This is a genomic window from Pseudomonas sp. EA_35y_Pfl2_R5 (genome assembly GCF_963970805.1).
Taxonomy (GTDB): Bacteria; Pseudomonadota; Gammaproteobacteria; order Pseudomonadales; family Pseudomonadaceae; genus Aquipseudomonas.
The window spans coordinates 365,115-387,415 of the sequence record NZ_CAXAOW010000002.1 but is presented as its reverse complement, the minus strand read 5'-3'; the positions used below and the strand labels follow the sequence as shown (position 1 = coordinate 387,415).

Annotated in this window: 25 protein-coding genes; 10 read left to right on the top strand and 15 right to left on the bottom strand. The window is 59.5% G+C overall.

The features are described from left to right. Positions 1–79: 79 nt before the first annotated feature. Together AACX99_RS05725 and AACX99_RS05720 are read left to right on the top strand one after the other, a co-directional pair. Positions 80–940, top strand: a complete 861-nt coding sequence (locus AACX99_RS05725) for an FHA domain-containing protein (RefSeq protein WP_339410157.1) — start codon at positions 80–82, stop codon at positions 938–940. Between the two features lie 128 nt (positions 941–1,068). Then, positions 1,069–2,391 (top strand): phospholipase, encoded by a 1,323-nt coding sequence (locus tag AACX99_RS05720; RefSeq protein WP_445261837.1) that lies wholly within the window; start codon positions 1,069–1,071, stop codon positions 2,389–2,391. Here AACX99_RS05720 and AACX99_RS05715 read toward each other — a convergent pair. The 7 genes from AACX99_RS05715 to AACX99_RS05685 form a co-directional block, all read right to left on the bottom strand. Continuing rightward, the gene (locus AACX99_RS05715; protein ID WP_339410156.1) at positions 2,369–3,256 is read right to left on the bottom strand and encodes a hypothetical protein; all 888 of its coding nucleotides are present in this window, start codon (positions 3,254–3,256) and stop codon (positions 2,369–2,371) included. The two genes, AACX99_RS05720 and AACX99_RS05715, sit on opposite strands and share 23 nt — an antisense overlap. A 115-nt stretch (positions 3,257–3,371) precedes the next feature. Beyond that, positions 3,372–5,114: an N-acyl-D-amino-acid deacylase family protein gene (locus tag AACX99_RS05710; protein ID WP_339410155.1), complete on the bottom strand. Its 1,743-nt coding sequence runs from the start codon at positions 5,112–5,114 to the stop codon at positions 3,372–3,374. A gap of 124 nt (positions 5,115–5,238) precedes the next feature. Next, the gene (locus AACX99_RS05705; RefSeq protein ID WP_339410153.1) at positions 5,239–5,565 is read right to left on the bottom strand and encodes a DUF2025 family protein; all 327 of its coding nucleotides are present in this window, start codon (positions 5,563–5,565) and stop codon (positions 5,239–5,241) included. A 141-nt stretch (positions 5,566–5,706) separates the two neighbouring features. After that, positions 5,707–6,285 carry a hypothetical protein gene (locus tag AACX99_RS05700; protein ID WP_339410152.1) on the bottom strand — a complete coding sequence of 193 codons (579 nt, stop codon included), beginning with the start codon at positions 6,283–6,285 and terminating at the stop codon, positions 5,707–5,709. 14 nt (positions 6,286–6,299) lie between these two features. Continuing rightward, positions 6,300–6,908: a hypothetical protein gene (locus tag AACX99_RS05695; RefSeq protein WP_339410150.1), complete on the bottom strand. Its 609-nt coding sequence runs from the start codon at positions 6,906–6,908 to the stop codon at positions 6,300–6,302. A 96-nt stretch (positions 6,909–7,004) separates the two neighbouring features. After that, positions 7,005–7,619, bottom strand: coding sequence for a hypothetical protein (locus AACX99_RS05690; protein ID WP_339410149.1), 615 nt, complete (start codon positions 7,617–7,619; stop codon positions 7,005–7,007). A gap of 189 nt (positions 7,620–7,808) precedes the next feature. After that, positions 7,809–8,510, bottom strand: a complete 702-nt coding sequence (locus AACX99_RS05685; protein ID WP_339410147.1) for a YebC/PmpR family DNA-binding transcriptional regulator — start codon at positions 8,508–8,510, stop codon at positions 7,809–7,811. A 272-nt stretch (positions 8,511–8,782) separates the two neighbouring features. On the opposite strand from AACX99_RS05685, the gene AACX99_RS05680 reads away from it, so the two are divergent. Next, entirely contained in the window at positions 8,783–9,667 is an 885-nt protein-coding gene (locus AACX99_RS05680; RefSeq protein ID WP_339410146.1) for an EamA family transporter, read from the top strand. Positions 9,668–9,841: 174 nt separating this feature from the next. Here the strand turns inward: AACX99_RS05680 and AACX99_RS05675 are convergent, their stop codons facing one another. The 3 genes from AACX99_RS05675 to sstT form a co-directional block, all read right to left on the bottom strand. After that, on the bottom strand, positions 9,842–10,093 hold the full coding sequence (locus AACX99_RS05675; protein ID WP_339410145.1) for a hypothetical protein: 252 nt from the start codon (positions 10,091–10,093) through the stop codon (positions 9,842–9,844). Positions 10,094–10,245: 152 nt separating this feature from the next. Next, positions 10,246–10,527 (bottom strand): peptidylprolyl isomerase, encoded by a 282-nt coding sequence (locus tag AACX99_RS05670; RefSeq protein ID WP_339410144.1) that lies wholly within the window; start codon positions 10,525–10,527, stop codon positions 10,246–10,248. A gap of 127 nt (positions 10,528–10,654) precedes the next feature. Then, complete coding sequence (gene sstT / locus AACX99_RS05665) at positions 10,655–11,872, bottom strand: serine/threonine transporter SstT (protein ID WP_339410142.1); 1,218 nt, start codon at positions 11,870–11,872, stop codon at positions 10,655–10,657. A 273-nt stretch (positions 11,873–12,145) separates the two neighbouring features. Between sstT and AACX99_RS05660 the strand changes: the two genes are divergently transcribed. Further along, positions 12,146–12,805: a YceH family protein gene (locus AACX99_RS05660; protein ID WP_339410141.1), complete on the top strand. Its 660-nt coding sequence runs from the start codon at positions 12,146–12,148 to the stop codon at positions 12,803–12,805. Positions 12,806–12,855: 50 nt separating this feature from the next. Here the strand turns inward: AACX99_RS05660 and AACX99_RS05655 are convergent, their stop codons facing one another. Then, positions 12,856–13,242 (bottom strand): phage infection protein, encoded by a 387-nt coding sequence (locus AACX99_RS05655; RefSeq protein WP_339410139.1) that lies wholly within the window; start codon positions 13,240–13,242, stop codon positions 12,856–12,858. 448 nt (positions 13,243–13,690) lie between these two features. Here AACX99_RS05655 and AACX99_RS05650 point away from each other — a divergent pair, with 448 nt between their 5' ends. The 4 genes from AACX99_RS05650 to AACX99_RS05635 all read left to right on the top strand — a co-directional run bounded on the left by AACX99_RS05650 (position 13,691) and on the right by AACX99_RS05635 (position 17,771). Then, entirely contained in the window at positions 13,691–14,932 is a 1,242-nt protein-coding gene (locus AACX99_RS05650) for a glutamine synthetase family protein (RefSeq protein ID WP_339410579.1), read from the top strand. 225 nt (positions 14,933–15,157) lie between these two features. Next, entirely contained in the window at positions 15,158–16,474 is a 1,317-nt protein-coding gene (locus tag AACX99_RS05645; RefSeq protein WP_339410137.1) for an MFS transporter, read from the top strand. Further along, entirely contained in the window at positions 16,471–17,163 is a 693-nt protein-coding gene (locus AACX99_RS05640; RefSeq protein WP_339410135.1) for a TIGR04283 family arsenosugar biosynthesis glycosyltransferase, read from the top strand. The genes AACX99_RS05645 and AACX99_RS05640 overlap by 4 nt, the downstream gene beginning before the upstream one ends. Continuing rightward, a complete protein-coding gene (locus AACX99_RS05635; RefSeq protein ID WP_339410134.1) occupies positions 17,160–17,771 on the top strand; it encodes a TIGR04282 family arsenosugar biosynthesis glycosyltransferase in 612 nt (203 codons plus the stop codon). The genes AACX99_RS05640 and AACX99_RS05635 overlap by 4 nt, the downstream gene beginning before the upstream one ends. A 2-nt stretch (positions 17,772–17,773) precedes the next feature. On the opposite strand, the gene AACX99_RS05630 is transcribed toward AACX99_RS05635, so the two are convergent. The 4 genes from AACX99_RS05630 to flgA all read right to left on the bottom strand — a co-directional run bounded on the left by AACX99_RS05630 (position 17,774) and on the right by flgA (position 20,418). Beyond that, positions 17,774–18,523: a flagellar brake protein gene (locus tag AACX99_RS05630; protein WP_339410133.1), complete on the bottom strand. Its 750-nt coding sequence runs from the start codon at positions 18,521–18,523 to the stop codon at positions 17,774–17,776. 81 nt (positions 18,524–18,604) lie between these two features. Next, a complete protein-coding gene (locus tag AACX99_RS05625) occupies positions 18,605–19,072 on the bottom strand; it encodes a flagella synthesis protein FlgN (RefSeq protein WP_339410132.1) in 468 nt (155 codons plus the stop codon). Between the two features lie 85 nt (positions 19,073–19,157). Continuing rightward, positions 19,158–19,502, bottom strand: a complete 345-nt coding sequence (gene flgM, locus AACX99_RS05620; RefSeq protein ID WP_339410130.1) for a flagellar biosynthesis anti-sigma factor FlgM — start codon at positions 19,500–19,502, stop codon at positions 19,158–19,160. A 157-nt stretch (positions 19,503–19,659) separates the two neighbouring features. After that, positions 19,660–20,418, bottom strand: a complete 759-nt coding sequence (flgA, locus tag AACX99_RS05615) for a flagellar basal body P-ring formation chaperone FlgA (protein WP_339410129.1) — start codon at positions 20,416–20,418, stop codon at positions 19,660–19,662. A 73-nt stretch (positions 20,419–20,491) separates the two neighbouring features. Here flgA and AACX99_RS05610 point away from each other — a divergent pair, with 73 nt between their 5' ends. Together AACX99_RS05610 and cheR are read left to right on the top strand one after the other, a co-directional pair. After that, on the top strand, positions 20,492–21,424 hold the full coding sequence (locus tag AACX99_RS05610; RefSeq protein WP_339410128.1) for a chemotaxis protein CheV: 933 nt from the start codon (positions 20,492–20,494) through the stop codon (positions 21,422–21,424). A gap of 44 nt (positions 21,425–21,468) precedes the next feature. Next, positions 21,469–22,296, top strand: a complete 828-nt coding sequence (cheR, locus tag AACX99_RS05605) for a protein-glutamate O-methyltransferase CheR (protein WP_160015726.1) — start codon at positions 21,469–21,471, stop codon at positions 22,294–22,296. Positions 22,297–22,301 lie beyond the last annotated feature (5 nt).

Sequence of the window (22,301 nt, the reverse complement as noted above, 5' to 3'; positions counted from 1 at the left end):
TCGCTCATTGCGCCAGCTGTTGATGCTAAGTTGTGGCGAGTCCCTGATGGTTGGCTAACTGTTTTGGCGGAGTACGCAGATGCTCAGAATTCACTTCAGTGATAATCGTCAGGCCCCGATCTGGCTGGTCGACGAGCGTTTCACCATCGGCCAGGACAGCCGCAACAGCCTGGTGCTGGTGGACCCGAGCATCGCTCCGTTTCACGCGGAAATTCGCCAGGACCATGGCTTCTACTACCTGACCGACGTTGGCAGCCCGAGCGGCTCTTTCGTCAATGACGAACGGATCAATACACGCTTCCAGCTGCGCGCCGACGACCGCGTGCGCCTGGGCGCGGTAGAGCTGCTGCTGGTTGACCCGGCGCGCAGCAAGACCAAGGCCGAGCAGGCCGCGCGCTGGTATCTGCAGGTGACTAAGGGCGAGCACGAAGGCAAGAAATTCCACATCAACGGCTCCATGACCTTTGGCCGCTCGGTGAAGTGCGAGCTGTGCTTCAGCGACCAGGAGTTGTCGCGTCGGCACTGCGAGTTCTACCTCAAGGATGACGTGCTGGAGGTCAAGGACCTGGCGTCGGCCAATGGCCTGCTGGTCAACCAGCAGAAGGTTGCGACGGCGGTGTTGCAGCCTGGCGACCAGCTGAAGATGGGCTCGGTCAGCCTGCTGGTGATCGGTCCGAAAAGCACCGTGGCGCCGAGTGAGGATGAAGATGCCACGCTGTTTATGCGCGCTGTGGATCTGCCCAAGCCGCTCAAACCGGCACCTCTGTCCAGCTCGCCGAGCAGCCAGGCCAACCCGCTGCGCACGGCCGCGCAGGCCAATCCGATGCGTGCTGCGGCGGCACCCGTCAGTGCGCCCAGCGGCCTGAACAAACCTTTGCTGGCATTGGCGTTGCTGCTGGTGACTGGATTGGTGGTGGCGGCTGCGGTGTTTGCGCTTTAACCCGCCCTGGTTGGACATGCAGCGTGCTGCTCGATTGGTGAATGGACTGACTTGATACGACAGTGCCAGATGGCTGCTTTGGCGTTAGGCTACGCGCCTTTGCCCTGCCATCTGCTGTCGGAGTCTCCGTGAAGCCATTGCTCCTGTTGCTATCTGCCTGTTGCCTGGTGTGCCAGCCGTTAAACGCGCTGGCCTGGTCGAATCATTCGCTGGGCAGTCAGTTGGCGTTGCAGGCCGTGCCGGAGCTGCAGCGCACCTTGAGCTACGAGCCGCTGGAGGCTTTTCTCAACGCACAGGCGCCGGCCATTGAGCAGCTGCTGGATCAGCAGGAAGCCTTTGCCCGCGTGCATTTCGCGGAGTATCCAGCGCGTCCGGATGCCTTGCGTTTTAGCGCTGCGAGCACAACCGCGGCCGATAGGCGCAGTGCGTTTTTGCAGGCGCTACGGGTCAATCCGCAGATTCGCCTGGCCGGTTTCGTTCAGCAGTTGCCAGGGCAGGCCGATGACGGACGGCCGCGTTTGGCTGCCGAGCAGGTGCTGGTGTTTCGCAAGATCGGCCCCTGGAGCCACTGGCGCTACTTGGCCTTGCAGCCGGGTGATGACGTGAGCGCTGTGCAAGTGCTGAGCAGTGCCGCCGATGAGCCGGACTATGGCCACGACATCAACCTGTTCAGCGACAACCCGGGCGAAGTCGGCGCGCACTACAATTTCGGCGCGCAGCCCTTTGGCGATGCACGCTTCGAGTATTCCTCCCAGGCGCCATTTCATATTGGCTATTACCATGAGCCGGAGTTGGTCCTGCAGGCCGCGCCTTATCTGCGCCGTACCCTGCCGCATTGGCGTATCTACCAGTACACCGGCCTGGCTCGGTTGGCCCTGGAAAGCGGTCACGATTACTGGGGTTACCGTTTTCTCGGCTGGGCGTTGCACTACATGCAGGATCTGACCCAGCCTTACCACGCCAAGACCGTGCCGGGCTTTGCCACGGCTGAGCTGATGCTGATCGCCCTCAAGGGTGCAGCTGGTTATCCCGAAGATCGTTTGGCGGCGATTGCCCGCGTGGCGGATCGGCATACGGCGATCGAGGAATATCAGCTGGAGCGTATGCAGCAACTAATGGACGAGCAGGCGGCCTCGCCCCTGTTGCAGGCCTATACGCAGAACCCACAGGACAGCTATCCAGCCTATTCGGTGGACTACGCGCAGCAGGTGGTGGCTGCTGAGTCCTATGCCAGTGCCGATGCCTTTGACGAGTTGATTGGTCAGTGGCTGGCGCGCAAACCGGCGGCGGCTCCGGGTTTCAGTGGCGGGAATCAGTTGGCTCAGGCGCAAGCCGATCCGCTGCTGGAGCAGTTGCTGATCGAGCTGTTCAAACGCTTCGGTGCGCACACCCGCAATGTGGTGCAAACCACCCTAGCGCAGCCTGCGCCTAGCGTACCGGTGGTGCCGTGAACCACAGCTCGCGCCGCTGTAAAGGCGTGGCGCTGGGTAGCAGTGGGTTATGCAGTTCGATCAGCTGACGCTGGTCGAGTCGCGCACGTTGCAGGCTGGCGGCAAAGTGCTGCTGGAACAGCCGCTCGAAGGAGCCATCGGCAATCGCTTTCTCCATGCCTATGCGCACGGTTTCGGCCAGCTCCGGACGTTTGCGCGAGAAGAAGAAATACATCGCCGTGGGGTAGTGCAGCAGCACATGCGGATCGACGACCAGATGTTTTGCGCGTGGGTGCTCCAGCTCATCCCAGATCTCGATTACCGAGCGCGGAAAGTAGTCGAAGCGCTGCGCCTGCAGCATGCGGAACAGGCTGCCGTAACTGGATGAAACCCTGACCGGCAAGTCATGGCCACGGAGGATTTCGCTGTCCGGCCAGTCATGGCCCTGGCCGGCAGAGAACTGGCGTAGCTGCTCAAGGTTGCGCACATCTTTAAGCAGCTGGGCGCGGTCTTTGGGCAGCAGGGCGATGCGCCAGCCGAACAGGCCCTTGTCCAGCGGAATACGCACCGGCAGCAGGCGCTGCTCGCGCTCATGGCTGGTCATGCTCCAGGCCACGTCGAGGCGGTCGTTGTGCTCCAGATTAACCAGCGCGCGCTCCTGCTCCATGCTGTATTGCGAAGGCTCCAGCCGCAGCGGGCTGCCGGCTTTATCCAGTGCCAGTTTTAGCTGCGCCAGGGCATAGATGGAGCGAAATTCATCGCCATCGGCCCGGCGTGGGTAGCGCAACGTGCCGCTGCCATCGGCCTGCAGGGGTGGGGTTAGCAGGCTGACCAGCAGCAGGCCGCAAAGCCAGCGCCAGGCCACCTGCGAAAGCGTGCGGGGCATTTCGGTTAGAGTCCTTTCAATACCGGCCCGGCGTTATATGACCGGGCTGTGCGGAGCGCATTATGCCAGCCTGGCGCGCCGCCGTTATGCCGTAGGTCGCATGCCCTAAACCTGCCTAGGTTCTGCTGCGCAGAAACTGTCCGTAGCCGCGTGCATGCCCAAGATCGCCGGTGAACTCGCCGTGCTGAAAGGCGATGCGTCCGTTGATCAGCACGGCCTCCACTGCTGCGCCGCGGTTGACCATGCGCTGCAGGCCGCCGAAGGCGTCCATTGGCGCTTCCTGGTAGCTGGCCAGGGACTCATCCAGCGCTGTCGGGTCGATAATTACCAGATCGGCACGTGCGCCTTCATAGAGCCTGCCAGCATCGATGTCGAACCATTCGCCCAATTCGCCGGTCAGGCGCCAGATCGCGGTTTCTATCGGCATCACCGGCTGGCCGCGCAGCTCGGCGTCGCGCACCAGCTTGAGCAAGCGCACGCCGAAGTTGTAGAAGGCCATATTGCGGATATGCGCGCCGGAGTCGGCAAAACCGATCAGGGTGCTGGGCTCGCACACCAGTTTTTCCACCACCTCGGGGCGATGGTTGGCGATCAGGGTGCGCCAGCGCAAGCGCGGGCCGTGGGCCACCAGCAGGTCGAGGAATAGATCGGCGGGGTGCTCGTCGCGGGCCTTGGCCAGTTCGCCGACGCTTTTGCCGACCACGCTGGCGTCCGGGCAGTCGACAATCCAGGCGTCGTCAAAATCGCGGTGCCAGACCCGCGGGCCGAATTTCTTCTCCACGTCCTGGCGAAAGCGCAGGCGGTAGGCTGGGTCCTGAAATAGCTGGCTGCGCATATCGTGGTTGGCCAGGTGCAGCGCGGCCTGGCCAGCGGGAAATTCTTCGAAGACCACGAACTCCATACCATCGGCATAGGTTTCGAACGGCACTGGCAGGGTTTGCCAGCGGAAGTCGGCGCGGGTCAGGCGATTAATCCAGCGGGTCACGGGGCCGAGAATCGGCGCCAGCCAAGGGTCGGCTTTGACGTCCATCAGGGTGATCAGGGTGGTCTTCAGCGGCTTGCGCCACCAGCCGCCAATGCTGTCCCAGAGAAAGGCCAGCACATTCAGCTTGGTCACTAGGTTCGGCGCACCCTGATGGATGCGTCCGCGCCGGCGCAGGATCTTGTTCAGCCGCGCGTACTCGGCCCAAGGGGCATACACCGAGGGCAGGGATTTCGAGCGTTGGCGGTCGCCATCCAGTTTGTCCCAGGGGTTGGTCATGCTCGACAGGCCGAGTAGGCCGGCGTCCAGCGCGTCTTCGAGCAAGCGCTCCATCTGCTGCAGTTCGTTTTCGCTGGGGCGTACCTTGGCGTCTACCGCGCGCTCAAGACCGAGCACGGCGACGCGCAGGTCGGAGTGGCCGAGGAACGAGCAGACATTCGGCCCCAACGGATGCTGATCGAGAAAGGCGGCGAATTCGCTGGCGCTGTTCCAGGTCTTGCGCGCCTGCAGCAGCGGCAACACATGCTCGCGCGGCACTGATTCGACGCGGGTAAACAGATCCGAGCAATCCTCGGGGCTGGATAGCACCATGCTGATCGAGCAGCTGCCGATCATCACCGTGGTCACGCCATGGCGTACCGATTCCTTGAGCGCAGGCGCGGCCACCAGCTCGGCGTCGTAATGGGTGTGCATGTCGATAAAACCGGGCGTTACCCAGCGGTTTTGCGCATTGATCACCTGACCACAGCCGCGTTCATCCAGGGTACTGGCGCTGATGCAGGCCAGCTTGCCGTCGCGGATGCCCAGGTGGCGCACGACGCCGGGCGCGCCACTGCCATCGAAAAACAGCGCGTTCTTGATCAGCACATCGAACATCGGCAGGCTCCCGGGCGAATGAACTCGGCCAATCGAGCTTAGTCTGCTGCGCGCGACGGCTGTGAGGGCGTAAGTGAACAAGCTGGGGTCGATTCGGCCATGGGCGCGTAAACCCGCTAACCACTTAGGCGTTAAGGCGACGGCGTTCGGCGCTGATCTCCGGCATATCGGTGCGGCGCACATAGACCCGCAGCGGTTCGCTGATGTTCAGGCGATCATCGATATTCTGTTCCAGCAGCAATTGCAGGCGCGCGCGGTCGAGGTTCATCAGTTCGCCCTCAAAAGCGCGCCAGACGAATTCGCAGGTGGGGGTGATGCTCTGTTCGAGCACGTCGAGGCCGAAGGAGTCTTCGGAGAAACGCACGATATAGCGACCGATCTTGGCATTGAAGCCGACAAAACCTTGCAGTTGGTCGGCAGCCGCGCAGATGCTGGCAGAGGTGATGCTCATGGAAACCTCGTCGATGGCAGTGGAAGTCATCGGCGTAGGCTAAGGGGCTATGGGCGGAGCATCTTGCGATGGATCAATAAGTGCGCGGATGGACTGTTGGGCACCACGACCGTTGCAGCCGTGGTGCCCGATACGGTGTGACTAGATCAACTTCTGTCGTGCGGCTTCTTCCAGGCTGCTCTGGGTCAGCTGGTTGAGGATCGGGTCAATCGACTCGTTGAAGGGCACCGCCACGATCAGCAGCAGTTGCATCCAGGTGGTGATGGTTTCGCGTTTCTCGATGCGCCCCAGCACCTTGCCGTCACCGTCCTTGAAGGTGGTTTCCATAGTCAGTTCATTGCTGAACTTGCCCGGTATGACAAACAGGGTGAAACCGGTGATAAAGGCACTGGCCAGGCTGCCGCGCTCATGGTTGCTGACGCGCACGCTGATATACAGGTCGGAGTTCTGCTTGGCCGTGGTGACGTTGCTGAAACGCTTGCTGTCCTGATACTGCTTGACGATCAGTGCCTCCAGGTTGGCCTGGTTGAAACCGCCAGCGCGAGTCTGGTCGTTGAACAGGTATTGGCTATCAACCTTGAGATAGGCCGACTGTGTCTGCTGCCCGGTGGCCGTCAGTGGCCACTGTTCAACCTGGGCCAGGTCGTGGTGCGAGTAGGACAGGCAGCCCGTCAGCGACAGCAGGGCGGCGGCGAGTAGGGCGGTAAAAACAGCTTTCATGCGTAACATCCTTGTTAGGGGCGAGCGAGTTGACGGGTGCTGTCCTGCAACAGCTGTTCAATCAGTTGGTTGAGCTGGTCTGAGCCAAGCGACATGTTGAAATAGTCGTTGTCCCAGAGGCCGGTGTTCTGGTCGAGCTTGACCTGTTGGCGACTGCTGGCGAGCAGTTTGCCCTGGGCGTCGGTAATCGACAGCTCGCCGGCCAGGTCATATTTGTCGACATAGATGGGGCCATTGACCCAGATCCACATAGTCAGTGTCAGCAGGGCGCCGGGGACATAAGCCGGGTGAGGTGTGCGCTTACCTTTGAGCGAAGTGAGGTTGAGCTTGAGCGTTACATCCTGCTCGCCGAGGGTGGCCGGGAAGCTGATGACTTTCGCGAAGTACTCCCCACGTTCGATGCGGTTACTCAGCTGTTCGGTGAACTGAGTGCTCAAGGTCTTGCGCAGGTTGTCGTTGACCTTGCTGTCGGAGATCTGCACGTCATCGACCATGACCGCGCGGGGCTGGGTGAAGCTGGCGGGCTGTTCAGGGTCGCCAATTGGACCTGCTGGAGTAAAGGATACACAGCCAGTCAGGCTCAGGCTGAACAGTGCGGCTACAAGGTAATGCAGAGTTTTCATGACTCATCCTTGATCAGGTGTTGCACAGCAATAGGTCACCCCAGGCAGCACTCAGGTGCTGTCTGGGGTAACGGGGAAGCGGGTATTGGTATTGGTTTACCGGGTGCTGGAAAATGCGCTGATCTTGCCGAACGGCGAGCTGTGCATATCAACCTTGACTGCCATCAGCGGCGAGTTGTTGACCCAGACATCGTCGATCACGATGGTTTCACCGATGTCGTCGTTATCGGCGGCTACCAGTAGGTAGTAGGTGCCGTCTTCGGCGGCTTCACCATCCCAGCTCAGGCTGATCTGCCCGACCACGACTTCGGCGTGCGAGGGCTTGTCGGCAATCACCGCGCCATAGGCATCCAGCAGCATGGCACGCGGCTTTAGGGCATATTTGCTGACACCCATGCACGGCTTATTGCACAGTGAATGCACATTGAGGGTGTAACGCTCGCCCTTTTTCAGCTGCAGGGAAAAGATCCGGTAGTTGGAAATCGAACTGCCGAAATCCAGGCGCGGTTCATCAGCGCTGATCGGCCATTGCGGGGCCAGCAGACCAGGGTTGAGCGGCAGGGGGATAGCCTGGGTGTTATGGATGGCTTCCAAGGCGCTCTTGGCCATTGGCGTTTTGCTCGCCATGACTTCTTGCTGGTAGGTCGTCTTCGGGTTGCTGGCGCAGGCGCCAAGCAGCAGGCAGGCGGCCAGAATCAGAAACTTGTGCACGGTAAAACTCCTGTGTGACAACGTCCTTGTGTACACGCCGGGCGCTGGTGGCGCGGCGGGCGCGTATTCTACGCGCTTTGTGCGATGCGCGGAGTGGTCAATCTGCCAGTACGACGAACTGCGCACACTGAAGGGCGCCGTTCGTAGACCCGCCACGCTTCCTGCGCGGCGGATCTGATCAGTCTTGGTTTAACCAGAAAGCCCAACATAGACGTTCTGCACGTCATCGTGTGCGTCGAGCGCTTCGAGGAAGGCTTCGACCTCTTCCAGTTGTTCAGCGGTCAGGCTGCTCACCGGGTTTTTCGGGATATAGCCGATTTTCGCCGAGTTGACGTTGAAACCCTGCTCCGGCAGCGCGCGGCACACGGCATCGAGGTCGGTTGGTTCGGTGATAAACAGGGTGTTGCCGTCTTCGGCTGGCTCGAAATCCTGAGCGCCAGCTTCGATGGCGGCCATCTCCGGGTCGGCATCGCTCTCAGTGTTGGCCTCAATCATGCCCACATGGTCGAAATCCCAAGTCACCGAGCCGGAAGCGCCCATCTGGCCCTTGCGGAACAGCACGCGGACTTCGGCCACGGTGCGGTTGATGTTGTCGGTCAGGCACTCGATGATCACTGGCACCTGATGTGGGGCGAAACCCTCATAGGTGGCGGAGTGGAAGGTTACGGTGTCGCCCAGCAGGCCGGCGCCTTTCTTGATTGCCCGGTCAAGGGTTTCCTTGGGCATCGAGGCTTTTTTCGCCTGATGGATCGCCAGGCGCAGCTTGGGGTTCAGGTCGGGGTCCGCGCCGTTACGGGCGGCGATCATGATTTCCTTGACCAAGCGGCCGAAGATCTTGCCTCTGGCGTTGGCCGCGGCTTCTTTAGGTTTGGCTTTCCACTGGGCGCCCATGGGGTATCTCGTCGTTGCGGGTTGATAGGTGGATTTCGGGCCTGCTACGCCTCGGTGATACCGCGCTAAAAACGCGATGCTCGAGCTGCGCAAGATCCGAAAACAAATTCTAAGGGTTGCGATTCTAGCCCTTCGAGGCGCTGGCGGCACCTGTGGCGCTGCAATCTGCGGATCAGTGATGTGCTGTACGGCTTATTTGCCGGGTTTCTGTATGGGCGCTATGGCGCTGCTGGCAGCTTTAATAAGCACTGATTGATGAATCCGGAGCGCCCATGCAACCCAAGGATTTACTGCTGGCCCTGGTGGTGATCATCGTCTGGGGCATGAATTTTGTGGTGATCAAGATCGGCCTGCACGAAATGCCGCCGATGCTGCTGGGCGCGTTGCGTTTTCTTCTGGCGGCCTTTCCGGCCGTGCTGTTTATCAAGCGCCCGCAGATTCCCCTGCGTTGGCTGCTGGCCTATGGCTTGACCATCTCGCTGGGGCAGTTTGCCTTTCTCTTCTCTGCGATGTCCGTCGGCATGCCGGCCGGCCTTGCGTCGCTGGTGCTGCAGTCGCAGGCGCTATTTACCCTGCTGTTTGCTGTGCTGTTGTTGGGTGAGCGCTTTCGCCTGGCCAATCTGTTTGGATTGTTGGTGGCTAGCGGCGGTTTGCTGCTGATCGGCTCGCAGGGTAGCGGCCTGATGACGCTGGCCGGTTTTCTGCTGACACTCTGCGCGGCGGCCATGTGGGCGCTGGGCAATATCGTCACGCGCAAGTTGGGCAAGGTGAATCTGGTGGGGCTGGTGGTGTGGGGCAGCCTGGTGCCGCCGCTGCCGTTTTTTGCGCTGTCCTGGATGTTGGAAGGCCCCGAGGTGATCGAGTCAGCGCTGCGCGGCTTTAGCCTGGATACGCTGCTGGTGCTGGTCTACCTGGCGTTCGGCGCGACCATTCTCGGTTATGGCCTTTGGAGCCGCTTGCTGTCGCGTTATCCGGCCAGCCAGGTGGCGCCGTTCTCGCTGCTGGTGCCGGTGGTCGGGCTGACCTCTGCCGCATTGCTACTCGATGAGCGCCTGAGCAGTTTGCAGTTAGTCGGAGTGCTGCTGGTGATGCTCGGCTTGCTGCTGAATTTTTGCGGCGGCTGGTTGCAGGAGCGTTTGCGCGCGCGCTGGGCCTAGACCTTATAAAACCTGTTTACGAGCTTGCGAGCTAGAGTCCTGCAAGGCGCTACGCCAGTAACAGCCTTCGGCTGGTCAAAACGGCGAGGAAGCGGAGTGTACTGTTGTACATGAGCATTCTGAGTCTGTTTTTAACGCAGCAGGGCCGACGCGCAGCAGATCGTAAGCAGGTTTTTAGCGTTTGCCCATGGCGCGGCGGGTACCACTTGGCGCTGGACCTATCTTCTTTTCGTGGCTCGACTTGTTGCCCTTCTGGTGCCAGGGCTGGTCGTTCTGTTTGCCGGAAGCAGCCTTGGCTGCGCCGAACAGCGAGGCAAAGCCGCTGGTTCTAGGTGCGCTGGTAGCGGCATTTTCGCTTTCGGACGGCGCTGCGCTGTCGGCAGGCTGAACGGCGAGTATGGGTTCAACTGCTGGAGTCTGGGTCATGGCAAGGTCCGCGGGTGCGAGAAGAAAAGGCCGGCGAGTATACCTGGCTATTGCCCGAGGCTTGCGGTTGTTGGTCAGTGGCGCTGTGCCTGGCGGCGCTGCACGAAACGAAGGGATTCGCCGGGCCTGGGCGGCCCAGCGAGCGGGTAGGATCAGTCCTGGCGGCTGGTCACTTCCAGCAGGTGATAACCAAACTGGGTCTTCACCGGGCCTTGCACCACGTTGACCGGTGCGCTGAATACTACGGTGTCGAATTCCTTGACCATCTGGCCTGGGCCGAACGAACCGAGATCGCCGCCGCTGCGGCTGGACGGGCAGCTGGAGTTGTCTTTGGCAACCTGGGCGAAGTCAGCACCGTCTTCGATTGCGGCTTTCAGTTCGTTGCACTTGTCTTCGCTGGCAACCAGGATGTGACGGGCAGTGGCGCGTGGCATGGGAATTACTCCTTATAGAGAAGCGGCAAAGCCTACCGTAATCAGTCGGTCAGGCAAACGCCGCAGGGATAGCGGGTTAGCAAAAGGCCTACCCATGGGGGTAAGCCGTTAAGGCGTTCAGCAGACGTTAACCGCGCTGCTCGGCCTGGCAGGCAGCTGCGGTGAACAGCACATCGGTGGAGGAGTTCAGCGCGGTTTCTGCAGAGTCCTGCACGATACCGATGATAAAGCCGACGGCGACGACCTGCATGGCCACATCATTGGGAATACCGAACAGGCTGCACGCCAGCGGGATCAGCAGCAGCGAGCCACCGGCTACGCCCGAGGCACCGCAAGCGCTGATCGAGGCGAGCAGGCTGAGCAGCAAGGCTGTCGGCAGATCGACGGCGATGCCCAGGGTGTGCACGGCGGCCAGGGTCAGCACGGTAATGGTGATCGCCGCGCCGGCCATGTTGATAGTCGCGCCCAGTGGGATCGATACCGAGTAGGTTTCTTCATGCAGGCCCAGGCGCTGGCAGAGCTGCAGGTTGACCGGGATATTGGCCGCCGAGCTGCGGGTAAAGAACGCCGTCAGGCCACTTTCGCGCAGGCAGGTCAGCACCAGCGGGTAGGGGTTGCGACGGGTTTTGAAATAGACAATCGCCGGATTGCTTACCAGCGCGACAAACAGCATGCAGCCCACCAGCACCAGCAGCAGGTGCAGGTAATCGAGCAGGGCGGCCATGCCCGACTCGGCCAGGGTGGCTGCAACCAGGCCAAAGACCCCCAGTGGCGCCAGGCGAATCACCAGTTTTACGACGCTGGTGACTGCGCTGGAGAGGTCAGCGAGCATCTGCTTGCTGTTGGGGCTGGCGTGGCGAAAGGCAAAGCCCAGAGCGATGGCCCAGGCCAGGATGCCGATAAAGTTGCCTTTGAGTAGGGCATTGACTGGGTTGTCCACCACATTCAGCAGCAGGGTTTTCAGCACTTCGCTGATGCCGCCAGGGGGCGACAGCTCGGCGCTGTTGCTCACCAAGGTCAGGCTGGACGGAAAGGCAAAGCTGGCGGCCACCGCGATCAGCGCCGCGCTGAAGGTGCCGATCAGGTACAGCAGCAGGATTGGTTTGATATGGGTCTGCTGGCCTTGCTGATGGTTGGCAATCGACGCTGCCACCAGTACGAATACCAGCACCGGAGCTACGGCCTTCAGCGCCGATACAAACACCGTACCGAGGAAGCTGACGCTCGCCGCGGCTTCAGGCAGGAACAGCGCCAGGGCGATACCGGCCACCAGACCGATGGCAATTTGCAGCACCAGGCTGGTGCGGTTGAGCAGTTGGATAAGCGGGTGTTGGGCAGTGGTCATGACATGCATCTCTACTTGGCGAGCAGGCCTGCGATCTCTTCCTATTGCCTGTCGGGTTTGAGGCGCCGGGGCTGGATGCATGGCTGCAGTGCGCGTTATGAGGCTTTTCGCGGGGGGTGAAACAAGGCCACGCTGAAAAATAGCGCGCGACTCTACCACAATGGTCAGGTTTTACGCGCACCGGGCGAGCCCGTGCTGCTCTGCGGTGCTTATGCCTACCAACCCGCGGTCAGCTGGGCTAGGTTAGAGTCTTTGTCAGGTTACGAGGTTGTTATGTCCAATGAAGAGACGCAGGTAATGGCTGTGGAAACCCTGACCGTTGTCGAGGCGCGGGTACTGGGTTGTCTGATTGAAAAGCAGCTGACCACCCCGGAAGCCTATCCCTTGACACTGAATGCTCTGGTGCTGGCCTGCAATCAGAAAACCAGCCGCGAGCCCGTGTTGAATCTGACTGCCGGCCAGGTCGGTCAAGCCCTGCGCAGCCTGGAAGGGCGAGAAATGGCGCGCCTGGTGATGGGCAGCCGGGCGGATCGCTGGGAGCACCGCGCCGACAAGGCCCTGGAGTTGGTGGCGGCGCAGGTGGTATTGCTCGGTCTGCTGCTGTTGCGCGGCCCGCAGACCCTCAACGAACTGCTGACGCGCAGCAGTCGCATGCATGATTTTGAGGATGCCGAGCAGGTTCGGCATCACCTTGAGCGCCTGATCAGTCGCCAACTGGCCTGCCTGCTACCTCGTCAGTCCGGGCAGCGTGAAGACCGTTATATGCATGTGCTGGGTGATCCGGCGGATCTGCAGGCGGCACTTGCAGCCAGGGCCAGTGAGCCGCAACGCGCCACGGCGGGCGGTCAGCAGGATGAGCGTTTGGAGGCTCTGGAAGCGCGCATCGCCGCTCTGGAAGAGCGCTTGGCACAGTTGGAATCGCCTACGCAATAAACATAAAAGGTGCTCGATTGAGCACCTTTTATGTTGTCGATTATCGCTGATCAGCTGTAGCGCAGCCCTGGTGTGCGTTCAGCACCGCCTTCAGCAACGCGGTTAGCGCCAGTACGCTCGGCACCACCTTCAGCAACGCGGTTGACGCCAGTACGCTCGGCACCGCCTTCGGCTAAGCGGTTAGCGCCAGTGCGATCGGCACCGCCCTCAGCAACGCGGTTAGCGCCAGTACGCTCGGCACCGCCTTCGGCTACGTGGTTAGCGCCAGTACGCTCGGCACCACCTTCAGTTTGCAGGTTGCTACCAAAACCCATCAGGGTTTCTACGCTGCTGTCCTGCATTTCGCCCAACAATGGCTGCGGGTTGTTCTGTGGCAGGGCAAAGGCGCTGATGGACAGGCTGCTCAGGATTACGGCGGTGAGAATTTGCTTTTTCATGTTCAGGCTCCTCGTAAGGGCGGGTAGTAAGTGAGTACGGAGCCAATAATACGGATGAAAATTTGATGAAGAAGTGCAGGCTGGGCATGGTGAACATCGACAGTATCGATAGTTCTGTTAACTAAATATAAATCAATAACTTATGATTAATTTGTGATATTTGTAGTGTGGTCTTTAGCCCATATTCTTACGATCATTAATATCTAATTAATCGATGCATGTGGGTACATAGCCTGTGGCTCAGCTCTCGCATGTGGCTTTGCTTGAAATATCAAACGGCTGGTGCGTATTTTGTACGCCTCGCCGTTTTAACTGCGGCCTCTTGCTCAATAAGGACAACAGCAATATGAGTACCCCAGACCGCACTGCCTTGGCTGAACTGCTGCGTGGTGTTGATGAAATCGAATGCGTGACGCCCGATCTCAATGGTGTGCTGCGCGGTAAGGTGATGACGGCTGAGGGGTTCTTAGAGGGACGGCGCCTGCAGTTGGCGCGTGGGGTGTTGCTGCAATGCATCATGGGTGGCTACCCGGCGCCGTGTTATTACGGCAGTGATGACGGTGACCTGGCCTTGAATGCCGAACCGACGCAGATTCACCGGCTGCCCTGGAGTGAAGCGCCGCGCGCGCTGGCCATCTGCGATGCCGATGAGCTGGATGGTCGCAGCTCCGGCTTGTCCACCCGCGGCCTGCTCAAACAGGTGATCGCGCGTTATGCCAGCCATGGCTGGCAGCCGGTGGTGGCGACCGAACTGGAGTTTTTTGTATTTGCCCGTAATGCCGATCCACTGCAGCCGTTTCAGCCGCCGTTGGGCCTGGATGGTCGGCGCGAAGATGGCGGGTCGGCCTTTAGCGTGAGTTCTAACAACGGCCTGCGTCCGTTCTTCCAGGAGGTCTATCAGTGCATGGCGGCCCTGGGGTTGCCGCGCGATACCTTTATGCATGAGATGGGTGTCAGCCAGTTCGAGATCAACCTGCTGCACGGCGATCCGCTGCTGCTTGCGGACCAGACTTTTCTGTTCAAGCACCTACTCAAGGAAGTCGCGCTCAAGCACGGGATCACTGTGGTGTGTATGGCCAAACCATTGGCACACACACCCGGCAGCTCCATGCATATTCATCAGAGCGTGGTGACGCAGGACGGTGGGCAGAATATTTTCAGCGCGGCCGATGGCCAGGCAACGCCGGCGTTCTATCAATTTATCGCCGGACAGCAGGCAGCCATGGCCGACTTCACTCTGTTATTTGCCCCGCATGTGAACTCGTATCAGCGCCTTTGTCATCCTTACGCATCGCCGAACAACGCCTGCTGGTCCGAGGATAATCGCGCTGCCGGCCTGCGCATTCCGGCCAGTGCGCCGGTAGCTCGGCGGGTGGAGAACCGCCTGCCGGGTGCCGATGCCAATCCTTATCTGGCGTTGGCGGCAAGTCTTGCGGCAGGTCTGTACGGGATTGAACAGCAGCTGCAGCCCAGCGCGCCAATCCAAGGCGAGTTCGAAGTGCCAGACGAATTGGCGCTACCCTGTACCATGCATGCCGCGATTGAGCGTCTCAAGCGCAGTGGCTTGGCGCTGGAACTGTTCGGCAAAGAGTTCATCGAAGGCTACATTGCCAGCAAGACGTTGGAGCTCACCAGCTTCTATAACGAAATTACCCCGTGGGAGCGTCGCGTGTTGGCGGCCCACGCCTAAGAACCTGCCTACGATCTGCTGCGCGTCGGCCCTGCTGCGTTAAAAACCGGCTCGGAATGCTCATGTACAAAAGTACACTCCGCTTCCTCCCCTGTTTTGACCAGCCGAAGGCTGTTACTAACGTAGCGCCTTGTAGGGCTCTAGCTCGCGAGATCGTAAACAGGCTCTAAAAACCTGACCGCCGAACAGGGTTTCGGCGGCCTTTATGGAGCCATGTGCCGCCCCATGTCTGTGATCCTCAAATCATTTAGTTCGTTGTATTTCGCCACTCTGCTGATGCTGTTGGGTTCGGGTTTGTTGAGTACTTACCTGGCGTTGCGGCTGGCGGAAACGGCCGATGGGTTGTGGGTCGGTGCGCTGATGGCGGCCAACTACCTGGGCTTGGTGCTTGGCGGCAAGATTGGCCATCGGTTGATTGCCCGGGTCGGCCATATCCGCGCCTATGTTGCCTGCGCCGGTGTGGTAACTGCGGCAGTCCTCGGACATGGACTTAGCGACTGGCTGCCCAGCTGGTTGCTGCTGCGGATGCTGGTCGGTCTGGGCATGATGTGCCAGTACATGGTCATCGAGAGCTGGCTTAATGAGCAGGCGGAAACTAGCCAGCGTGGCCAGGTGTTTGCTGGCTATATGGGGGCTTCTTACCTCGGCTTGATCCTTGGTCAGCTGGTGCTGGTGGTGCACCCAACGCTGGGTCTTGAACTGCTAATGCTGGTGGCGCTGTGCTTTGCCCTGTGCCTGGTACCGGTGGCCTTGACCCGCAAGCTGCATCCGGCGCCATTGCACCCGGCGCCGCTGGAAATGCGTTTTTTTATCGAGCGTGTGCCGTTGTCGCTGACCACCATTGTGGTGTCGGGCTTGTTGATCGGCTCGTTCTACGGTCTGGCGCCGCTGTATGGCACACGCATGGGCTTGTCCACTGAGCAGATCGGTCTGTTTATGGGCTGTTGCATCATCGCCGGCCTGGTGGTGCAGTGGCCATTGGGCTGGTTGTCTGATCGACATGACCGCGTGCAACTGATTCGTGGTTGCGCTGCTTTGCTGGCACTGGCGGCGCTGCCCCTGGCTATTCTGCCGCAGGCCAGTTTGCCGCTGTTGTTTGCCGGCGGTTTTGCGGTGTGCGCCTTGCAATTCAGCCTTTATCCGCTGGCGGTGGCGCTGGCCAATGACCATGTCGAGGCTGAGCGACGGGTATCGCTGACGGCGATGCTGCTGGTGACTTTCGGTGTTGGCGCGAGTATCGGGCCGCTGCTGGCGGGTGTGCTGATGCGCTTTCTTGGCGCCAACATGCTGTATGTTTTCGTCTGTGTCTGCGCCTTGATTCTGGTGCTGCGTATCCGGCCAGAGCGCGTCACCCATCTGCATCAGGTTGAAGATGCGCCGCTGCACCATATCCCCATGCCGGATAGCACCACCAGCTCGCCGCTGACGGCAGCCCTCGACCCGCGTGTCGATGAGCAAGTGGTGCATGAGCAGATGCACGACAACAACACAGCGCAAGAGCCTACAGCTGAGCCTCCCGCTCAGTCCGAGCCGCGCGGATGACGCCGCTGCTCAGTGTGGTGATCCCGGTGCGCAATGAGGCCCAGGCGTTACCGGACTTGCTGGATGATTTGGCGGATTTGCGCGCCACTGGTGCCGAGTTGATCCTGGTCGATGGCGGCAGCAGCGATGGCACCTGCGAACTGGCGCTGGGGCGGGTTGATCAGTTACTCCGAACATCCCCTGGCCGTGCGCTGCAGATGGGCGCCGGTGCAGCGGTGGCTCGTGGGCAATACCTGTGGTTTGTGCATGGCGATACGCGGGTTAGTGCCGAGTCCCTCATAAGTCTGCAAGAGGCGTTGAGCGAGCGGCCACTGTGGGGGCGTTTCGATGTGCGTCTGTCGGGGCCTGGCCTGGCATTACGGTTGATTGGTGCGATGATCAACCTGCGTTCGCGCCTTAGCGGCGTAGCTTCAGGTGATCAGGGAATATTTGTTGTCCGGCAGCGATTCGAGGCTTTGGGTGGTTATGCGCCGATTCCGTTAATGGAGGATTTGCATCTGTGCCGCCGTTTGAAGGCGCTGGCATGGCCGCGTTGTCTGCGCCCGCCGCTGGTGACTTCTAGTCGGCGCTGGGAGCAGAACGGAATCTGGCGTACCGTGGTGCTGATGTGGTGTTTGCGGCTGGCCTATTACTGTGGTGCCAGCCCGGAAAAACTGGCTCGTCAGTACCGTCGAGGGTCGCTGCTATGAATCTGTCGATCTCATTGCATATGCTCGCTAGAGCACCCGTTGCGGGGCGGGTAAAGACACGGTTGATCCCAGCATTGGGTGCGCAGGGCGCTTGTGATTTGCAGCAGTTGTTGCTGGAGCGCGCCTTGCAGTTACCGGCTCATGGCTTTAGCGAGCGCTTTCTCTGGCTGGATGATTTGCCGGATGCTGGTTTGCAGCAGCTGGCGCTAAACCTCGGCTGGACGCTGGTAGAGCAACCGGCTGGCGATCTGGGTGAACGTATGCGCCGTATTGCCACTCTGGGGTTGGCCGAAAGCGATGCGGTAATTCTGATCGGCAATGACTGTCCGGCGCTCGATGGCAATTATCTGCAGGCGGCGTGTGGCGCTCTACAGGAGCAGCCCGTGGTGATCGGGCCGGCCGAAGATGGCGGTTATGTGTTGCTGGGGTTGCGTCGCATGACCGCCAGCTTGTTCAGCGATATGCCGTGGGGCACGGAGCGGGTCTTCGATATAACGCTGCAACGCTTGCAGCAGCTGGACTGGTGTCCAGCGCTGCTGACTATGTTGTGGGATGTGGATCGGCCTGAGGACCTGTCACGCCTGGCGGCGTTGGATATCCTTATCTGACGCTAGAACAGCCCGTCGCTTTCGACGCGGCGCGCTTCACGTTGTAGCTGGTAGACGAAGCGTTCGACCAATCGCTGTTCCTGGCCGTTGATGCGATGGAAGCGTGCGCCGACAAAGGTGGTGTCGACCTTCTCCTCGTACTGCACATGACGCATTTCAATGGCAGTGGTCATGGCGCCGAAAGGAAATCTCGCAGTAAAGCGTTCGTATACCTGGCCAGCTTGCAGGCTGCTGCTGATATTGCCCGGGAAGCGCAATTTGCAGCCGGTTGCCGAGATGTCCAGCAATAACCCGGGTAGGGCGGTGCGCAGCTTATCGCCGGCCAGCTCAACTTTGATCAGTTCTGCCTGTTTGAGCGGGGCGCGGAAGGCGCTGCGCCGTTGGTGATAGGTCACCTCAAGCGGCATCGGGCTCAAGTAGCAGCGCGCGCCCTCATGCTCGGCAATACGCACGTTCTCTTCGCATTTCCAGGCTACGCGCACACCTTCATGAAAGGCCTCGACATTGAAGGCTTCGCCGTTGGCCAGGTAGCGCTCGCCGTCACTTGGCATCAGTTCATCGAGAATCAGCAGCTTCTTGTCGCGATCAACTTCGATCACGTAGCTCTGGAAGCGTTGATTACGTTCGTGGAAGGTGATGATCAGCGGGTCATGGTTTTGTTGCAGTTGGCGCAGGTTGGCAACTATTTCCACCGGTGCCTTGAGCACCTTGGGCGGCTGCGGGCCATCTTCCTGGCTAAAAGGACTGGACACGGTCCATAACTCTCCGAGCAAATGCTATGGCACTAGCATACTGGCAATGTGACAGTATGTCCCCTGTGCCTTTTATAGGTTTCAGGCCTGGCTGAGCGGGCGCTGCTGGCCGATTCTAGCGGCACTGCCGCGGCTGTCATAGAGGCTGGGCGTCTCGTTGCCACGTAGAATGCCGAGCATGCTCTGGGCTGAGGCTTGGCTTGAGCGAATCAGGCGGCCATTGCGCAAGTTTGCCGCTTGGCAGCGTTCGAGCAGGGCATTGAGCTGATCGCCGCGCTCAAGCAGCAGTTCGCCCTGATTGGACTGTGCAGCAAGGGCTTGCAGGCCTTCGCGATTGGGGGTGAGGTTAAGGCTGGCGAGTGCTTGGCTGCGTTCTTTGCCATGCTGGTCGAGCAGGGTTAGCAGCGGTAGTTTTTCCGCCAAAATGCCCTGCAGGCGGGGTAGGTCGCGATCATTCAGGGCTTGGAATTCGGTGTCGATCAATTCAAGCAACTGCTCGGCCGTGCCGATATCGTTGGTGAATAGTTCAAGCAGGTTGGTGTCGTGCATTGCGGGCTCTTCGGGGTAATAAGCGCTTCAAGGCATTGCTTGAAGCGTCTATTGGGCGACCATTTACCCCAGCGTAGCCCTGTGACTAGCGCTGGGACTCGAAATTAAGCAGTTTGCTGGCGACGCGCTGGCTATCAACTTGGTAGCTACCGTCTTCGATTGCCTGCTTGAGCTGGGCGACACGCTCTTTGTTTACGGTTGGCTGATCGCGCAGTTTTTCGCTAACTTTTTGCAACTGCTGAGCCTCACGGCTTAATTGTACCGACTCGCCGCTCTTGCCGGCCTGCTGCGCCTGCTCAGCAGGTTTGGCTGCGTTCTCAGGTTGTTTGCTGCCGATGGCTTCGTTCTTGCCACCTGCCTGCGCACTACCGGTCCGCCCCGAGTTTGCTGGCGTTGCGGCATTGTTGAGCCGGTTGATGTCGATGACCATGATGCAAAACCTCGAACAGTATTTGGACGCTTGCCTAGCTTGTCGGCATTGCCTTGGAAAACTTTAGGGCAAAAATATGTGCGTCAGATAACAGTCTAAACACAGTGTGAATAATCGTCAGCTTTATGAGTGCACAAAGTTAAGACAAGAGTCATGGCTACATCGCCACTTCAACCTGTCCAGGCCCGACCACACGAGCTCGGATGACTCGATTCGAGCGTTGGTTGCGCACGCTTATCTGCTTACCAACAACGCCGTCCGACAGGGCTTCACCTGGCATGCGCACACTGATGCCGCGACTGCGGGCACTGATTACGACCTGATCGCCCTTGCGTATGGCTTCCGCTGTTTGCACATGGATCGGTGCCAGCACTTGGTCTGGCGACAGTGGTCGCGTCAATTTTTTGCCAATTGCCTGCTGCAGGCTCGTGAGATAACCCTGATTGAGCAGGCCGACATCGCGTTCGGCCAGTGCGATATCCATAGCCGTCACTACATTGTTGCGCTTGAGTGGACGACTGACGATCACCACTTCACGGTATAGCCGCACTTGCCCGGGGACAAATACTGTCCATGGCGCAGAACCATCACAGCGCACCCTCATTGTCACTCGGCCGATAGGTTCGGCGGGGCTTTCCAGGGTGGTGGTTAGGGGGTGTTCGCATAGCGGCAGCCGCAGGCGTGGGTCGAGCCGGTTGATTTGAATCTCATGGCGGCCAGCGATGTTGCTACGCTGTAAATAATCGCTCACCGCTTGCTCAAGAAAAACTTCGCCAGCGCCGATAAGTTGTTCAGGCCGCGTTACATTGGCTGTTGCCAAGGCGCTATAGCCGAGTGCCAGCAAAGCGGGTACAACTGCCAGCCAGTAGCGGCATTTTGCCATTGAGTGTCGGTTAGTTGTCGTTTCAATGTTCATATGGGTTGGATAGCAAGGTGCGTGCCGCCTGCTACGCTGACAGCAATCTGTTACTCAAATAAGGAGTTTGGGTATGGCCGGTGTGATGGATTCGGTTAACCAGCGAACTCAGTTGGTTGGACAGAATCGTTTAGAGTTGTTGCTGTTTCGTTTGAACAGCAACCAGCTGTATGGGATCAACGTATTCAAGGTGAAAGAGGTGCTGCAATGCCCGAAACTCACCATCATGCCGAAGTCCAGTCCGGTCGTTCGCGGTGTCGCTAACATCCGTGGCGGCACTATCCCGATTCTTGATTTGTCCATGGCCACCGGCAGCGCGCCGCTGGCCAATCTCGACAACAGCTTTGTGATCATCACTGAATACAACACCAAGGTTCAGGGCTTTCTGGTGCACTCGGTCGAGCGCATCGTCAATATGAACTGGGAGTCGATTCATCCACCACCCAAGGGAACCGGCCGCGACCATTATCTGACTGCGGTCACCCACTTGGATGACAAGATGGTCGAGATCATTGATGTCGAGAAGATTCTGGCCGAGGTGGCGCCGACATCCGAAGTTATATCCGAAGGTGTTCTTAGTGCTGAGACCCAGGCGCGTGCGGTGAGTTTGCGTGTGCTGACCTGCGACGATTCCTCGGTGGCGCGCAAGCAAGTAACCCGCTGTCTAGAGACTATCGGCGTGGAGGTGGTGGCGCTGAACGACGGGCGTCAGGCGCTGGACTATCTGAAGGCGATGGTTGAGGAAGGCAAAAATCCCGCAGAGGAATTCTTGATGCTGATTTCCGACATTGAGATGCCGGAAATGGATGGCTACACGCTTACCGCAGAGATCCGCGCTGATCCGCGCATGCAAAAGCTGCACATCATCCTGCATACTTCGTTATCGGGCGTGTTCAACCAGGCCATGGTGAAGAAGGTGGGCGCAGATGATTTTCTCGCCAAGTTTCGCCCGGATGACCTGGCGGCACGGGTAGCTGACCGCATTAATATCGCGGCAGGGGACTGAGGGCTTGGCCCTCAGTGAATCATATGTTTGTCGAGGCCTCGCGAGTGTCTACAGGTAATTTGGATTTCGAGCAGTTCCGGACTTTCCTGGAAAAAGCCTGCGGCATCCTGCTTGGCACCAACAAGCAGTATCTGGTTTCCAGTCGGCTCAACAAGTTGATGGAGCAGAACAGCATCAAGACCCTGGGTGAGCTGGTGCAGCGCATGCAGAGTCAGCCACGCAGCGGTCTGCGTGAGCAGGTGGTGGATGCCATGACCACCAACGAAACCCTGTGGTTTCGCGACACCTATCCGTTCGAGGTACTGAAGAACCGCGTGCTGCCTGAGATGATCAAGGCTAGCCCGGGTCAGCGCCTGCGCATCTGGTCGGCGGCTTGCTCTTCCGGTCAGGAGCCTTACTCGTTGTCGATGACCATCGATGAGTTCGAGAAGACCAATATCGGTCAGCTCAAAGGCGGTTTGCAGATTGTTGCCACCGACCTTTCGCCGACGATGTTGATCAACTGTAAATCCGGTGAGTACGACAGCCTGGCAATGGGCCGCGGTCTCTCTCAGGAGCGTCTGCAACGTTATTTTGACCCTAAAGGGCCCGGGCGCTGGGTAGTCAAGCCGGCGATTCGTAGCCGCATTGAGTTCCGTCCGCTGAACCTGCTGGACAGTTACGCCAGCCTGGGCAAGTTCGATGTGGTGTTCTGCCGTAACGTGCTGATCTACTTCTCGGCCGAGGTGAAGAAGGACATTCTCACGCGCATTCATGCCATGTTGAAACCGGGTGGTTATCTGTTCCTGGGGGCTTCTGAAGCGCTCAATGGCCTGCCTAACCATTACCAAATGGTGCAGTGCAGCCCTGGGATTATCTATAAAGCGAAGTAATAGTC